The organism is Acidovorax sp. 35-64-16 (assembly GCF_002281195.1).
Taxonomy (GTDB): Bacteria; Pseudomonadota; Gammaproteobacteria; order Burkholderiales; family Burkholderiaceae_C; genus Acidovorax; species Acidovorax defluvii.
The window spans coordinates 15,144-29,909 of the sequence record NZ_NCFM01000023.1 but is presented as its reverse complement, the minus strand read 5'-3'; the positions used below and the strand labels follow the sequence as shown (position 1 = coordinate 29,909).

The following is a 14,766-nucleotide window of genomic DNA, read 5'->3' as shown; positions in this document are numbered from 1 at the left end:
ATCAGAACGAAAAGCCCGAGGGTTCGGCAAAGCCGACCAGGCGCGGGGCAACGGTGTCCCAGGGCGAGGTGGTGTCAAAACGATCACCGGTGCGGCGCACCAGCGTGAAGCGCATAACGGGTTCCTGGCCCACGATGGCAGCCAGGCGGCCGCCATCGCGCAGCATCGACAACAGGTGTTTAGGAACTTCAGCCACGGAGCCACTGAGCACGATCACGTCGAACGGGCCTTCGGGCACGGCATCGCGGGAACCGTCGGACACACGCACATGGGCGTTGGTGACGCCGGCACGCTGCAGGTTGTCTTGTGCCATTTCAGCCAGCGCGGGCAAGATTTCAAGCGAGACCACGCTTTGCGCACGGTGCGCCAGCAGGGCGGCCATATAGCCCGAGCCCGCACCGATTTCGAGCACACGGTCGGTGGGCAAAATCTTCACGTCTTGCAGGATGCGGGCCTCAATCCGGGGCTGCAGCATGCTGTGACCCAGGCGCACGGCATCTTCGGCATCGGTGCCCAGAAGGGGGATTTCGATGTCCATGAACGCCATGCTGCGGCAGGCCGGGGGCACGAAGTCTTCGCGGTGCACCACAGCCAGCAGCTCCAGCACGTCTGCGTCCAGCACATTCCACGGGCGGATCTGCTGCTCGATCATGTTGTAGCGGGCCTGTTCAATAGGGTCGCTGATGTTGGCGGACGTGTTCAAAGGCATGTTCATGGAATCTCTCCAGGGGAAGGCGGGTCAGGACAAACCCTTGATTTTAGGGGGCACGGGCGCGGGCTGGCCGCGGCCCATGCGGGCAAGTGCCCAGCGGGCCAGATCATCCATGTAGCAATACACCACCGGAACCACCACCAGCGTCAAAAGCGACGAGGTGATGACGCCGCCAATGACTGCCTGGCCCATGGGCGCGCGCTGCTCCGAACCCTCGGACAGCGCAAACGCCAGCGGCACCATGCCGAAGATCATGGCCAGCGTGGTCATGAGGATGGGGCGCAGCCGCACGCGGGCGGCCAGCAACAGGGCCTCGGCACGGGGCAGGCCGGGCACGGTGCGGCCGGTGTCGTCAATGAATTCCTCGCGGGCGCGAATGGCAAAGTCCACCAGCAAAATGGCATTCTTGGTGACCAGGCCCATCAACATCACCACGCCAATGATCGAGAACATCGACAGCGTGGAGCGGAACATCAGCAGCGCCAGCACCACGCCGATCAGCGTGAGCGGCAGCGAGGTCATCAGCGCCAGCGGCTGCAAGAAGCTCTTGAACTGGCTGGCCAGGATCATGTAGATGAACACGATGGCCAGCACCAGCGCCGAGATGGCATAGCCAAACGACTCGGCCATGTTTTTGGTGGAGCCACCAAACTGGTAGCGGTAGCCCGGTGGAAACACCACGCTGTCGAGCGCCTTCTTGATGTCGTTGGATACCTCGCCCGCAGAACGGTCGGCCACGTTGGCGGTGACTGCCACCTCGCGCGTGAGGTCACGGCGGTTGATCTGGTTGGCGCCAGTGGACTCCGTCACCCGGGCCACCTGGTTCAGTCGCACGATGCGGGTGCTGCCGTCGGCCGCCGTCAGGGCAAAGGGCAGGCGCTCCAGGTCTTGTGGGGTGGTGCGGGCTTCCGGCGCCAGGCGCACATTCACGTCGTAGGTCTGGTCATCGGGTGCACGCCAATTGCCCACCGTGGTGCCGGCCACCAGCGTGCGCAGCGATGCGGCCAGCTGGGCCACGGAAACCCCCAGGTCGGACGCTGCATCACGCTGCACATCGAGCGCAATCACCGGCTTGTCTGGCTTGGCGCTCGTATCCAGGTCCACCAGGCCCGGAATATCACGGATCTTCTCGTTGACGATGCGGGTCAGGCGCTCCAATTCCTGCAGATCAGGCCCCTGCAGCGAGAACTCCACCTGCTTTTGGCCACCCACCGGGTCCAGCAGGCCCACATGGGTCACGGTAATGCCTGGCACCTGCTTGAGGCGCTCGCGCAGCACGCCCGACATGGCATCCACGCTGCGGCTGCGGTCCTTGCGGTCGACCAGGCGCACATAAATGCTGGCGTACATCTTGCCCTGCGCGCTGCCGGTGTTGATGGTGGACAGCGTGTAGCGCACCTCGGGAAACTCGCGCAGGATGCCTTCCACCTGCCGCGCCTTGGCCTCGGTGGCCTCCAGCGACGAGCCCACGGGCGTATAGAAGTTGACGGTGGTTTCCGAAAAATCGGCCTTGGGAACGAACTCGGTGCCCAGCAGCGGCACCATGAAAACGCTCAGCACGAAGATGGCCAGCGCAATGCCCAGCGTGGACAGCTTGTGTACCAGCGACCAGCGCAGGATGCCCTGGTAGCCTTCGGCCAGGGCATCGGTGGCGCGGTCAAACCAGCCGGTGACACGGCCGATGGTCTTGTCGTAAAAAGTGACGGGCTCGGTGCGCTGCCCGTGCGCGTGGATGGTGGGGTCGTGCCAGATGCTCGACAGCATGGGGTCGAGCGTGAAGCTGACAAACATCGAGATCAGCACCGCCGCCACGATGGTGATGCCGAACTCATGGAAGAACTTGCCAATGATGCCGCCCATGAAACCGATGGGCATGAACACCGCCACGATCGACAGCGTGGTGGCCAGCACGGCCAGGCCGATCTCCTGCGTGCCGTCCATGGCTGCCTGGTAGGCACCTTTGCCCATCTGCACATGGCGCACGATGTTCTCGCGCACCACGATGGCGTCGTCGATCAAAAGACCCACGCACAGGCTCAGGGCCATCAGCGTGATCATGTTGATGGTGAAACCGAACATGTTCATGAACAAAAACGTGCCGATCAGCGCAATGGGCAGCGTAAGACCCGTGATGACGGTGGAGCGCCACGAGTTCAAGAACAGAAAAACAATCAGCACCGTGAGCAAAGCACCTTCGATGAGGGTCTGGCGCACGTTGTTGACGGCCACGCGAATCGGGCGGGCACTGTCGCCAATGGTCTCCAGGCGCACGCCGGGCGGCAACTGGTCGCGCAACTCAAGCACGGCAGCGTTCAGTCCATCCACCACCTCAATGGTGTTTTCGCCCTGCGACTTTTGCACCGACAGCAGCAGCGTGCGTTGGCCGTTGTAAAGCGCCAGGCTCTCCACCTCTTGCGCGCCATCCTGCACGCGGGCCAGCTGCTCCACCCGCACGGGCGCGCCGTTCTTGCGCGTCACGATGATGCGGCCAAAGTCTTCGGGCCGCTGCATGCGCGCATCGATCTGCACCACGCGCTCCTGCGCCAACGAGCGGATGGCGCCCACGGGCAAGTCCTGGTTCTCGTTGCGCACCGCAGCGGCCACCTGGTCGGGGGTCACGCCAAAGGCTTCCAATGCCTGCGGGTTCAGGTAGATGTTGATCTCGCGCTTGGTGGCGCCCACCAGGTTGACAGCGCCCACGCCACGCACGTTTTCGAGCCGTTTTTTGAGAATCTGTTCGGCCCAGGTGGTCAGCTCCACTGCAGAGGGAGCCCCCACGCTTCCCGCTGCGCGTGGTTCGCTGCCCCCCGAGGGGGCCTTCGCGCCTTGGGGCAACCTAGCGGCGCTCACGCTGCGCTCTGTTGCCCCGGCCTTGTCATCCGGCAGCACCGCCAGCGACCACACGGCGCGGCTGGCCGGGTCAAAGCGCAGCACGCGCGGCTCTTTCACCTCGGTGCGCAGCGTGGGGCGAACAATGGCCACCTTCTCGCGCACGTCTTCTGCGGCCTTGCGCCCATCAATGTGCAGCTGAAACTCGATGATGACGACGGCCGTGCCCTCGTAGCTGCGCGAGGTGAGGGCGTTGATGCCCGCAATGGAGTTGACGCCTTCCTCGATTTTTTTGGTGACTTCGCTCTCCACGATTTCGGGCGAAGCGCCGGGGTAGTCCACCGTGACCACCACCACCGGAAAGTCGATGTCCGGAAACTGGTCTACCTTGAGCCGCTGGTAAGAAAACAGACCCAGCACCACGATGGCGAGCATCACCATGGTGGCGAACACCGGGTTTTTCAGGCTGACCTGGGTGAACCACATGGCGGGTTACGGCGCGGGGCGCGATGCAGGGGTTGCCGCTACGGCAGGAGTAGCCGACGCGCCTGCCTGGATGCGCACCGGAGTGCCTTCGCGCAGCGACCCCATGCGCCCGGCCACCACCGCCGTGCCTTCGGCAACGCCCTCAATCGCCACCAGCGTGTCGCCCGCCACCACGGCACGGGCGCCCGGCTTTACTGGCACATACACCACGCGACCGTTTTGCACCGCCTGCACATAGGGCGCCGGCCTGTCGGTGCGCACGGCATCCAGTGGCAAGGCCAGCACATCGGCGTGGCCCGTGTCGAGCGTGCCCTGCACAAACAGACCCTGGCGCAGCACCGATGCCGCTGCGCCTTGTTCGATGACAAGGTACACCGGTACCGTGCGGCTGGCGGCCTGTGCACTGGGGTTGATGCGGGCCACCGTGGCCTCGATGGGGGCGGCCACACCCTCGATCTGCAGGCGGGCCTTCTGGCCCACACGCACGGCCAACGAATCGGCAGGGTTCAGCAGGGCCTCAAGCTCCAGTTTTGACAGGTCCACCACCTCGACGATGCGGGTATCCATGCCCACGCGCTCGCCGGGCTGCGCCAGCCGCTGCGACACCTGGCCCGTCAGCGGGCTGCGCACAACCGTGTCGTCGAGCGATTTGCGCGTCACATCGGCAGCGGCCAGCGCCGCCCGGTAGGTGGACTGCGCGGCGTCCAGGCTGGCCTGCGAGGTGGCCAGCGCCGTGGCAGAGATGAAGCCCTGGTCCACCAGCGCGCGGTTGTTGGTGAACTGGCGCTGGCTGATGTCCACCTGGGCCTTGGCGGCATCGGCTTGCTGCTGGGCCTGGCGCAGGCGTGCGCGCGCCTCGGTGCTGTCGATGCGGGCGATTTCCTGCCCGGCGCGCACGCTGTCGCCCTCGCGCAGGGTCAGGCCCTGCAATTCGCCTGCCGCGCGGGCCTTGACCATGGCCGATTCGACGGCGCGCAGCGAGCCAGACACGGGCACCCCCAGCGCAATGCGCTGGCGCAGCACCGTGACCATTTCACCGGGCGCCAGGTCCAGGGTGGCTTCTTTGCGTTGCGCGCTGGATTCGGCCAGGGCCTTTTGCTGCGCCTGCCGCGCGGCCAGGGCACGCCAGACGCCACCGCCCACCAGCACCACAGCGATGGCGACAGCCACCCAGAGAATCCAGCGTTTCATGGTGTCAGAGCGGTGTAGGGGACGGGGAGGGCGCAGCCGCATACAGGCCGTGCAGAAGGTTGTCGGCCTGCATGGCCAGGTATTTTTCGGGGTCCAGGTCCAGGGCATCTGGCACGCAGGCGCCCATGGAGTGTTTCCACAGCGTAAGAAAGATCATCGGGGCCAGTACCAGATACACCGCGTAGTCCATGTCGAGCGGGCGAAACTCGTTGCGGTCCACGCCCCGCTGGAGTATCCGGCGAATCAGCATCTGGCCAGGGCGCATCACTTCGCACTGATAAAACTCGGTGATCTCGGGGAAATGGTGCGCTTCGCTCAGCATGAGCTTGGTGATGCCCGAGGTTTTGGTGTTGCCAATGCGCTCCCACCACACCTTGTAGCAATAGCGCAGCAAGTCGTCCGTGCTGCCCTCAAAAGCATCCAGCTCCAGCGTCCATTCGGCAAACCGGCCGGCGATGTTTTCGCGCACGGCGGCCTTGAACAGCTCTTCCTTGCTGGGAAAATACAAAAACAGGGTGCCTTTGGACACCCCCGCACGTGCTGCCACTTCATCCACCCGCGTGGCCGCAAAACCCTTTTCGACAAACAGCTCCAGCGCGGCTTCGATGAGTTCGCCGGGGCGCGCTTCCTTGCGACGTTCGCGTTTGACCGCAGTGGTGGGATGTGAAGAGGTGGGGACGTGCATTTTTACTGACTGACTGGTTAGTAATGTAGCAAGCGCCTGCTACAGCGTCAATTCATAATGCGGTGTTGCACAACCACCTTGGCAAGGAAGCATTCATGACACAGCAAACCATCACCCTGGGAGGCGGATGCTTTTGGTGCACCGAGGCGGTTTTTGATCGCGTGCGCGGCATCACCAATGTGGAAAGCGGTTACACCAACGGCCACACCATCCATCCCAGCTACGAGCAGATCTGCCAGGGCGACACCGGCCACGCCGAGGTGGTGCGCCTGACCTTTGATGCCGACGAGATCAGCCTGCAGGAGGTGTTGGAAATCTTCTTCCACACCCACGACCCCACCACCCTTAACCGCCAGGGCAACGACGTGGGCACGCAATACCGCAGCGGCATCTATTACGAGTCCCCCGAGCACGGCGACATCGCCAACGACATGATCCGCCAGATGTCGCAAGACAAGCTGTTTGGCGCGCCAATCACCACCGAGGTGAAGCCACTGACCAACTACAGCGCGGCCGAGGCGTACCACCAAGACTATTTTGCGAACAACCCCAATGCCGGGTATTGCGCGTTTGTGGTGGGGCCGAAGGTGGAAAAGTTTCGCAAGACATTTGCGCGGTATTTGAAAGCGTAAGGCTCGCAGCGAGCGGGCCAACGTCCACTCGCTGCGACACGCAGCGCCGCCCGGGCACCAGGCGCCTGTGGGCAATCTGCGCACCAGCCCAGTCAGAGCAGCAGCGCGAGGTGGTTGTCGGGGGCCAGCATCTCGGGCCAGGGCAGCATTTGTGCTTCACCTGCCTGCCACCGGGCCAGGCCGCGGCCTGCGCCCATCAACATGCCCATGCCACGCGCGTCGCGCCAGCTGCCCAGGGCGCAGACTTCCTTAAGCTCCCCCAGCGGGATCAACCCGTCGGGCGCATCGGGGTGCCACAACAGGGCGTTGCCACTGCGCTGGGCACTGAGCAAAAAGCTGCCGCCGGGGCCGGCGCAAATATCGCCTGCATAACCTTGATGGTCGATGGCGGGGCAGGGGGGCAGCGTGAGCGTGCTGCCGTCCCACACGGCGATCATGGGCGCGTTGCGGCGCTCCTGGCGTTCGTCGTGCTGCGCCTGCAGCGCAATGCCCAGCAGGCGCTGGTCTCCGTCCACTGACCATGCCATGTGGCGCACGCTCAGGCGGGGGTCTTCAAGCGCCCAGCGCTGCTGCACGGTGCCAGAGTCCGTGTCCAGGCGCAGCAGGGCAGGCGCCAGGCGCTTGTGGGGCACACGGCGGCCGCGTTCGTCGCGGGGTATGCCGCCCAGGGCGACGAGCACATGGCGTTCATCGGCGTCAAACAGCATCTGGTGCGCATCCACGCCCGGCAGCTGCCACGCGGCAACAGCGCGCAGCGTCTGCGCATCGCGGCGAACCACCCAGGCGCTGCCGTCATCGCGCCCGGTCTCGCTGCTGTAAAGCCAGCGGCCATCCGAGCTGAGCAGCAGGTGCCCATTGAGAGTGCGGGTCGATGCCTCGTCGCGGCCGGGGTGCAGCCAGCGCGGCGCCTGTGCCGCATCGGCTGGCAGGTGCACCAGCCAGTCGCCAGGGCGCGCGGCCACTGCATAGAGACCACCCCGCCCGTCGGGCGTGAGCCCGTGTGCCCGGTTGGGCACAGGCTGCACGCGGCTCCAGGTGCTGCGCCGCTGGCTCCAGTCAACCTGCAGCAGCCCGATGCGATGGGCTTTGGGGTCGCTGTCTTCAGCGGGTGCAGCGCCGGCACGCCAGGCCATGGTCACTGTTTGCGGGGCAAGCGGGTCGGCTTTGCGGTCTGCATGGGATGAAGTGGCCAGGGCGGTGGTCTGTGCCGAGGCAAGCGCTGTCCAGGCGCTGATGGCGCCCATCACACGCAGGCTATGTCGACGATTCAGGGAGGAGAGCATCTATAGATTCATTCATTTCAAGCGAAGCTGCAGACTATAGGCAGCGTGTGCGCGTCCCGCACTGGAGAGCAGCGAAGTGTTTTGCGGTGGCTCAAACGAGAGCTTTGCCACAAGGCAGCCGCCAGCGCCGCCTGAGATGACGCAAAACCGTGCCGGCAACGAGGGCGGCAGGCATCCACCCGCAAGGCCGACGGGATGAATCTGCTGACGGATTGCATCAGGGCATAATGCAACCCGATTGCGTTACACGCGCTTGCCGCCTATCCGTAACCCATGCCGAGCTCATCCACCTTTTCTACCTCCCGCCTCGGCACGCCCTGGACGCTGCCCTCCGGCATGCGCGCCACCCGTGCCACGCGGGCGCTGGCGCGTCTGTACGAGGCCCGCCCTGACGCAGCGCTGTCCGAAGCCGAAGTAGAGACAGCCCTTGCCACCGCAGGTGCCGCCGTCAACAAGGTCACCGTTTACCGCATGCTCGACCGCTTTGCCGCCGCAGGCCTGCTGCACAAGCAGGTGGATGCTGCCCGCGTCACGCGCTATGTGCTGGCGCCGCAGGGTGGCGATGGCGCGGCGCCGCGCTTTGAGTGCGACGACTGCCACCGCCAGTTCCGCCTGTCCCAGGGTTCGGCCAAGGTGCAGACGGCCCTCAAGCAGGTGCTGCAGGCGCTGGCCACGGCCGGGCATGAGAGCCTGGCGGTAGACATTGCGGTGCATGGGCGCTGCGCAGACTGCGCCCACCCGGCCGGGGGGGCCGCCGCATGATCCGCACCCGGGGCCTTTCTTATCGCTATGCCACCGGCGGCACCGCGCCGCTGCGCTTTCCCGATGTGGATCTGCGCCAGGGCGGCACGCTGCTGCTGCGCGGGCGCTCGGGCTCGGGCAAATCGACCTGGCTGTCATTGATAGCCGGGCTGCGCGGGGCCAGCGGGGGCGACCTGTTTGTAGCGGGCACGCAGCTGGGCACGCAGCGCGGGGCCGAAATGGATGTCTGGCGCGCCCGCAGCATCGGGTTTCTCCCGCAAAAGTTGCACATCTCGAGTGCGCTCACGGTGGCCGACAACCTGGCGCTGGTCTACTTTGCGGCCGGGCTGCCGCGCGACGATGCGGCCATCACACGCGCGCTGGCGCAGGTGGGTGTGGCCGAGCTGGCCGCGCGCAAGCCGCACCAGCTCTCGGGCGGGCAGGCGCAGCGCGTGGCGCTGGCGCGGGCCGTGCTGCTGGCGCCGCAAGTGCTGTTGGCCGATGAGCCCACGGCCAGCCTGGACGACGAGGCCGCTGCCGACGCGCTGGCGCTGCTGCAGCAAAGCGCCGCCGCCTGCGATGCCAGCCTTGTGATTGCCACGCACGACCAGCGCGTGGTGCAGGCCCTGGCCGGTGTGCAGCAGCTGAATTTGAATGAAATTGGCGCCCAGCGCTTATTGGATAAGCGCGAGCAGCTATGAATTCAGGAGTCTTCAAACTGGCGAGCCTTTCATGGCGCTACCTGTGGTCCCGCCCGCTGGCGGCGGTGCTCAACCTGCTGGTGCTGACGCTCGGCCTGGCCGCCATCACGCTGGTGCTGCTGGTGGCCACCCAGCTCGACAAGGCATTTGAGCGCGACCTCGCAGGCATCGACCTGGTGGTGGGTGCCAAGGGCAGCCCGCTGCAGCTCATCTTGGCGGGCGTGTTCCACATCGATGTGCCCGCGGGCAACATCCCGCTGCAAGAGGTGCAGGCGCTGCAGAAGAACCCGCTGGTGGTGCAGGTGATTCCGCTGAGCCTGGGTGACAGCTACCAGGGCTTTCGCATTGTGGGCACCACGCCCGACTACGTGGCGCACTACGAGGCCACGCTGGCCGAAGGCGCGCTGTGGCAGCAGCCCATGGACGCGGTGCTGGGCGCCACCGTGGCGCGCGGCATTGTCAAAGCCAGCCATGCGGACGCGCCGCTGGTGGGCGCCACCTTCATCGGCAGCCACGGCCTGGGTGGGGGAGGGCACGCGCACGGCAACCACCCCTACCGTGTGAACGGCGTGCTCGCGCCCTGCGGCTGCGTGCTCGACCGGCTCATCCTGACCAGCACCGAATCGGTGTGGATGGTGCACGAGACCGCCACGGCCACCGATGCCGAAGACCTGGAAATCCTGAAAGAAGAGCGCGAGGTGACCGTGGCCCTGGTGCGCTACCGCACGCCCATGGCCGCCATCACGCTGCCGCGCCAGATCAATGCCGACACCGCCCTGCAGGCAGCGGCGCCCGCCATCGAGGTCACGCGCCTGCTGCGCCTGCTGGGCGTGGGTGCCGATGTGCTGCGCGCCTTTGGCGGCGTGCTGCTGGCCGTGGCGGCGCTCAGCGTTTTCATCGCGCTGTGGAACGCCGTGCGCGAGCGCCGCGCCGACCTGGCCATGCTGCGCATGCTGGGCGCGCCCCCGGGCCGCGTGGCCGGGCTGGTGCTGTGCGAGGCGCTGTGGCTGGCCGCGCTGGCGTCTGCCCTGGGCCTGCTGCTGGGCCACGCACTGGCCCACGGCCTGGGCTGGGCGCTGCAGGCGCAGGGCCTGCTGCCGGTTACCGGCTGGATCTGGCTGCCCGCCGAAGCCGGTGTGCCGCTGCTGGCCGCAGGCGTGGCCGCGCTGGCGGCGCTGCTGCCCGCCGTGCAGGCCTACCGCACCGACGTGGCCGACTTGCTGAGTCAGCCCTGACCCGCCCAGTGACTCCTGTTTTCAACCCCACCTACCTGAAAGGCTCTCCATGAAAAAACTCCTCACCGCATTGGCCCTGGCCCCCCTGTTGCTGGCTGGTGCCCTGGCACATGCCCAGACCCACAGCGACAAGGAAACCAAGGCCGACATCGAGCGCCACCGTGCCATGGCCGCCGCGCACGAGGCCGCTGCCAAGTGCCTTGAGTCGGGCAAGGGCCACGACGTCTGCCAAAAAGAACTCCAGACCGCCTGCAAAGGCCTGGGCATTGGCACAAACTGCGGCATGCGCCACAGCCACTGAAGCCCGCACCTGAGCCCACCTGCGTTGCTTGCAGCGCCTTCCCCCAAGGGGGACGCCACCGGTGGCCTGGCCTCGGTGGCACGGGCTTGAGGCGCCCACGCACTTATGCGCGTTGAAACTGCGCAAAATAATCCGGCCCTGTTGCTGCAACGCAGTTCACTGAAGGTTATTTCCATGCCCCATCCCGCAATGGTTTGTTCCCGGCGATACGGCTCTGCCGCAGGGCGCGCTTGCGCACTGGTGGTGGCGCTGGCCGCGTGCTTTGCTGCCCCCGCGCAAGTGGGTGCGCAGGGCGCCAGGCCTGCGGCCGAGGCACCAGCGCCCGGCGCTCCGTTGCCCGGCGCCGGTGGTGCGGCGGGGGCGGCTGCAGGTGTGCCAGCGGGCGCCGGTTACCACAGCCCCAGCAGCCCGATTGCGCCGCTGCCCCAACGCAACGACGTGGTGCCATGGTCGGTGCTGACCGATCTGACCAAGAAAACCACCAAAGACCGCATCGTGCCCATGTTCAACGACGCGCAAAAGGGCCTGGACAAGACCACGCAGCGCATCCAGGGCTTCATGGTGCCGCTGGACGCCAAGCCCACGCAGACCCACTTTATCCTCACCTCGGTGCCGCTGACCTGCTCGTTCTGCACGCCGGGCGGGCCGGAGAGCATGGTCGAGGTCAAGGCCAAAACCCCCGTACGGTATTCGTTGGAACCGGTGGTGGTGGAGGGCAAATTCACCGTGCTCTCCAACGACCCCTACGGCCTGTACTACCGCATGGTGGATGCGGTGCCGGTGAAATAACCGCCGCCTTTTTCTTTTCTGCTGCCCATTCGCCCCGGCCCCGTGACCAGCCCTGTGACCCGCGCCCACCCCCATCCGCACGCCCCAACGGCAAGCCTTGCACCCAGGCAAGCCCAAGCCGTTGCCCGCCGCAGGGCAGGGCTGCGCGCACCCGGAGCGCTTGGCACGCCTGGCACATCTGGCAAGTGCGGGCGGCGTTACACCCATTGGGCGCAGGCCGCGCTGGTGTGGCTGCTGCTGGCGTTGGTGGTGGTGCCTTCGCTGGGGCGCCTGCACCAGGTAATGCACGCCCCGGCGCTGCAGGCGCACGCACTTTCACCAGCCGCAGCAGGGGCGGGCGCACCCATCACCGCCGCGCACACCGGCGAATCCAGCCACACCGCCCACGCACAGGGCCTGCTCGATTTGCTGTTGGCCCACCACGCGCCGGTGGATTGCCTGTTGCTCGACCAGCTGGCGCTGGGCGACGCATTGCACAGCGCCCCCACAGCGCTTGCCGCCCTGGCGCCCGCGCAGGCGCCGCTGGTGCACCCGGCCGCCACCGCAGCGGCCCGCCATGTTGCGCTTTTTCAGGCCCGCGGCCCGCCTGCGGTCGGGTGACGGGTTCAGCCGGTTGAGCGTGTTGGCTGCCCTGCGCTGCGTTGTCAGCGTGTGGGCGGGCAGGCCACTTTCATCGGGCTTGAATCCATACGCCACCCCGGCGCAGCGCCAGGTGCCAGGTCTGCACTAACCCGTGCCGGTTTGAAGCCCTTTGCGCGCACCGCAATGGCCGCCTTTTGCTGCAAACACTCCTGATTTCATAGCTGCTAGCGCTTGTCAATAAAGCGCTAGAGGCACTTTTTACTCATATTTTTGGTGGTTTCCTGCCCCCGGGCCGGAAAGCCGCGTGCCGCCCGGCACGCCCACCTATTTCTATTGCAACGCAGTCATGACACACCACACGCACCCCCTTTGCCCAGCCGTTCGCCGCACTGCACATCGCCACCCAGCTCTGCACCCTGTGGCCCTGGCCGCCATCCTCACGCTGTGGGGCACCGGTTTGGCACATGCACAGGCCAATGCGCAGGCAGCACCACCAACCGCAGGCAGCCTGCCCCCCGTCACCGTGTCGGCCAGCGGCCTGCAACTGGGCGCCAACGAAATGACCACGCCCACCGCCGTGCTGGAGGGCGACGAACTCGTGCGCCGCCGCGAACCCACGCTGGGCGAAACGCTGGGCAACGAGCCCGGCATCACCAGCAGCCACTTTGGCGCCGGTGCCAGCCGCCCCATCATTCGCGGCATGGATGGCCCCCGCGTCAAGGTGCTGTCGGATGGCGCCGAGCTGCACGACGCCTCCACCATCAGCCCCGACCACGCCGTGGCGTCCGAGCCCCTGCTGGCCACGCAGATCGAAGTGCTGCGCGGCCCCTCGGCACTGGTCTATGGCGACGGCGCCGTGGGTGGCGTGGTCAACGTGCTCGATGGCAAGGTGCCCACCGCCATCCCCCCAAAAGGCTACGAAGGCAGCGCCGAGCTGCGCGCCAACACGGGCGCACGCGAAGGGGCAGGGGCCTTCTCGCTGACCGGCGGCGCAGGCAACCTCGCCGTGCATGTGGAAGGCGTGGCGCGCGACGCGGGCGACTACCGCGTGGGCAAAGGCTGGGCGCCCGATGGCGAGCCCACCCGCAAAGTGCCGGGCAGCTTTAACCGCACCGACACCGGCAGCGTGGGCCTGTCGTGGGTGGGCGACCGGGGTTACCTGGGCGCCGCCTACACCCGCCAGACCGCCAAATACGGCCTGCCGGGCCACAACCACAGCTTTGAAGGCTGCCACACCCACGGCAACCACCTGCATTGCGGTGCCCACGACGAAGAAGACGGCCACGACCACGGCGCCGAAGAGCATAGCGACGTGCCAGTGGTCGACCTGCGCAGCGAGCGCTTGGACATCCGTGGCGAGCTGCGCAACCCCTTCACCGGCTTTTCAGCCCTGCGCCTGCGCGCGGGTGTTACCGACTACGTGCACGACGAAGTCGAAGACGGCGCTATTGCCACCACCTTCAAAAACAAGGCCTACGACACCCGTATGGAGCTGCAGCACGAGCCACTGGCCGGGTTCAAGGGCGTGGTCGGCCTGCAAACCTCGCAGCGCAAGTTCAGCGCCATTGGCGAAGAGGCCTATGTGCAGCCCACTGTTACCCGCAAAACCGGCCTGTTTGCGCTGGAGGAATACCGCCTGAACGACTGGTACGGCGACTGGCGCTTTGAAGCCGCCCTGCGCCACGACCGCCAGGCAGCCGAGGCCTTAGCGTCAGGTTCGGCCGGCGGCACCGAACGCAGCCACAACGGCACGTCCGCATCGCTGGGCGCGGTGTGGAAGTTCACGCCCGGCTACCAGGTGGGTACATCCTTCACCCGCGCCAGCCGCGCCCCGTCGGCCGAAGAGCTGTATGCGCGCGGCCTGCACATGGCCACCAGCACCTACGAACGCGGCAACGCCAACCTGCGCTCTGAAACATCGCAGAACATCGACCTGAGCCTGAAGAAGACCAGCGGCGACACCACCTTTGGCATCAGCGTCTTTCGCAACCGCATCAGCAACTACATCTACGGCCGCACGCTGGATGAAGTGGATGGCCTGCAACTGCTGCAATACAGCCAGGCCGATGCCACCTTCACCGGCATCGAAGGCCAGGTGCGCCAGCGCGTCACGCGCAACATGGGCGTCACCCTGTTCGGCGACACCGTGCGCGCCAAACTCGACGGCGGCGGCCTGCTGCCCCGCATCCCCGCCACCCGTGCGGGCGTGCGGCTGGATGCCAACTGGAACGCCTGGGAAGGCCAGGTCGAATGGGTACAAGTGGCCCGCCAAAACCGCGTGGCAGCGTTTGAAACCGCCACGCCCGGCTACGGCATGCTGAACCTGGGGGTGAGCTACCGCGGCCAACTGAGCAGCGGCACGCCGTGGCAGGTTTACTTGAAGGCCAACAACCTGACGGATCGCTTGGCGTATGCGCACACCAGCTTCATCAAAAACGCAGCGCCGTTAATGGGGCGCAATATCACCGTGGGGGTGAAGGTGGCGTTTTGATGTGGATAACGGTTTGATGTGATTTGGCGCGACCGGGCTGGCAGTGGAGAGTAGCGCGCTGCTGGCGCCGGTTGGTGCGGTCTACATTACGTTAGACGTCACACAACA

The 14,766-nt window shown here is 66.2% G+C and carries 13 protein-coding genes; 8 read left to right on the top strand and 5 right to left on the bottom strand.

All coding sequences use genetic code 11. The annotated features are described in order from the left end of the window. Window position 1 precedes the first annotated feature (1 nt). Genes B7Y64_RS13740 through B7Y64_RS13725 form a run of 4 tightly spaced genes read right to left on the bottom strand, consistent with a single transcriptional unit; the run spans window position 2 to window position 5,903 of the window. Window positions 2-715, bottom strand: a complete 714-nt coding sequence (locus B7Y64_RS13740) for a protein-L-isoaspartate O-methyltransferase (RefSeq protein WP_024815081.1) — start codon at window positions 713-715, stop codon at window positions 2-4. Window positions 716-739: 24 nt separating this feature from the next. After that, complete coding sequence (locus B7Y64_RS13735) at window positions 740-4,027, bottom strand: efflux RND transporter permease subunit (RefSeq protein ID WP_291324326.1); 3,288 nt, start codon at window positions 4,025-4,027, stop codon at window positions 740-742. Window positions 4,028-4,033: 6 nt separating this feature from the next. Further along, complete coding sequence (locus B7Y64_RS13730; protein WP_291324325.1) at window positions 4,034-5,218, bottom strand: efflux RND transporter periplasmic adaptor subunit; 1,185 nt, start codon at window positions 5,216-5,218, stop codon at window positions 4,034-4,036. Window positions 5,219-5,222: 4 nt separating this feature from the next. Beyond that, complete coding sequence (locus tag B7Y64_RS13725; RefSeq protein ID WP_024815084.1) at window positions 5,223-5,903, bottom strand: TetR/AcrR family transcriptional regulator; 681 nt, start codon at window positions 5,901-5,903, stop codon at window positions 5,223-5,225. Between the two features lie 95 nt (window positions 5,904-5,998). Between B7Y64_RS13725 and msrA the strand changes: the two genes are divergently transcribed. Further along, window positions 5,999-6,535 (top strand): peptide-methionine (S)-S-oxide reductase MsrA, encoded by a 537-nt coding sequence (gene msrA / locus B7Y64_RS13720; RefSeq protein ID WP_114655451.1) that lies wholly within the window; start codon window positions 5,999-6,001, stop codon window positions 6,533-6,535. Between the two features lie 92 nt (window positions 6,536-6,627). Here msrA and B7Y64_RS13715 read toward each other — a convergent pair whose 3' ends face one another. After that, window positions 6,628-7,818, bottom strand: coding sequence for a DUF1513 domain-containing protein (locus B7Y64_RS13715; RefSeq protein ID WP_291324324.1), 1,191 nt, complete (start codon window positions 7,816-7,818; stop codon window positions 6,628-6,630). Window positions 7,819-8,154: 336 nt separating this feature from the next. On the opposite strand from B7Y64_RS13715, the gene B7Y64_RS13710 reads away from it, so the two are divergent. From B7Y64_RS13710 to B7Y64_RS13680, 7 genes are all read left to right on the top strand, one after another. Next, window positions 8,155-8,580 (top strand): Fur family transcriptional regulator, encoded by a 426-nt coding sequence (locus B7Y64_RS13710; RefSeq protein ID WP_291324333.1) that lies wholly within the window; start codon window positions 8,155-8,157, stop codon window positions 8,578-8,580. Next, window positions 8,577-9,260: an ATP-binding cassette domain-containing protein gene (locus B7Y64_RS13705; RefSeq protein WP_291324323.1), complete on the top strand. Its 684-nt coding sequence runs from the start codon at window positions 8,577-8,579 to the stop codon at window positions 9,258-9,260. The genes B7Y64_RS13710 and B7Y64_RS13705 overlap by 4 nt, the downstream gene beginning before the upstream one ends. Beyond that, a complete protein-coding gene (locus B7Y64_RS13700) occupies window positions 9,257-10,495 on the top strand; it encodes an FtsX-like permease family protein (protein WP_291324322.1) in 1,239 nt (412 codons plus the stop codon). Before B7Y64_RS13705 ends, B7Y64_RS13700 begins: the two co-directional genes overlap by 4 nt. A 49-nt stretch (window positions 10,496-10,544) precedes the next feature. Continuing rightward, on the top strand, window positions 10,545-10,796 hold the full coding sequence (locus B7Y64_RS13695; protein ID WP_024815090.1) for a hypothetical protein: 252 nt from the start codon (window positions 10,545-10,547) through the stop codon (window positions 10,794-10,796). Window positions 10,797-10,970: 174 nt separating this feature from the next. Beyond that, a complete protein-coding gene (locus B7Y64_RS13690; RefSeq protein ID WP_291324321.1) occupies window positions 10,971-11,585 on the top strand; it encodes a DUF3299 domain-containing protein in 615 nt (204 codons plus the stop codon). Window positions 11,586-11,639: 54 nt separating this feature from the next. Continuing rightward, window positions 11,640-12,185 (top strand): hypothetical protein, encoded by a 546-nt coding sequence (locus B7Y64_RS13685; protein WP_291329152.1) that lies wholly within the window; start codon window positions 11,640-11,642, stop codon window positions 12,183-12,185. 328 nt (window positions 12,186-12,513) lie between these two features. Beyond that, entirely contained in the window at window positions 12,514-14,658 is a 2,145-nt protein-coding gene (locus B7Y64_RS13680) for a TonB-dependent receptor (protein WP_291324319.1), read from the top strand. Window positions 14,659-14,766 lie beyond the last annotated feature (108 nt).

Excerpts from the sequence above, each read along its gene's own strand:
- B7Y64_RS13740 (WP_024815081.1), bottom strand. The coding sequence starts at position 715 with ATGAACATGCCTTTGAACACGTCCGCCAACATCAGCGACCCTATTGAA.
- B7Y64_RS13735 (WP_291324326.1), bottom strand. The coding sequence starts at position 4,027 with ATGTGGTTCACCCAGGTCAGCCTGAAAAACCCGGTGTTCGCCACCATG.
- B7Y64_RS13730 (WP_291324325.1), bottom strand. The coding sequence starts at position 5,218 with ATGAAACGCTGGATTCTCTGGGTGGCTGTCGCCATCGCTGTGGTGCTG.
- B7Y64_RS13725 (WP_024815084.1), bottom strand. The coding sequence starts at position 5,903 with ATGCACGTCCCCACCTCTTCACATCCCACCACTGCGGTCAAACGCGAA.
- msrA (WP_114655451.1), top strand. The coding sequence starts at position 5,999 with ATGACACAGCAAACCATCACCCTGGGAGGCGGATGCTTTTGGTGCACC.
- B7Y64_RS13715 (WP_291324324.1), bottom strand. The coding sequence starts at position 7,818 with ATGCTCTCCTCCCTGAATCGTCGACATAGCCTGCGTGTGATGGGCGCC.
- B7Y64_RS13710 (WP_291324333.1), top strand. The coding sequence starts at position 8,155 with ATGCGCGCCACCCGTGCCACGCGGGCGCTGGCGCGTCTGTACGAGGCC.
- B7Y64_RS13705 (WP_291324323.1), top strand. The coding sequence starts at position 8,577 with ATGATCCGCACCCGGGGCCTTTCTTATCGCTATGCCACCGGCGGCACC.
- B7Y64_RS13700 (WP_291324322.1), top strand. The coding sequence starts at position 9,257 with ATGAATTCAGGAGTCTTCAAACTGGCGAGCCTTTCATGGCGCTACCTG.
- B7Y64_RS13695 (WP_024815090.1), top strand. The coding sequence starts at position 10,545 with ATGAAAAAACTCCTCACCGCATTGGCCCTGGCCCCCCTGTTGCTGGCT.
- B7Y64_RS13690 (WP_291324321.1), top strand. The coding sequence starts at position 10,971 with ATGCCCCATCCCGCAATGGTTTGTTCCCGGCGATACGGCTCTGCCGCA.
- B7Y64_RS13680 (WP_291324319.1), top strand. The coding sequence starts at position 12,514 with ATGACACACCACACGCACCCCCTTTGCCCAGCCGTTCGCCGCACTGCA.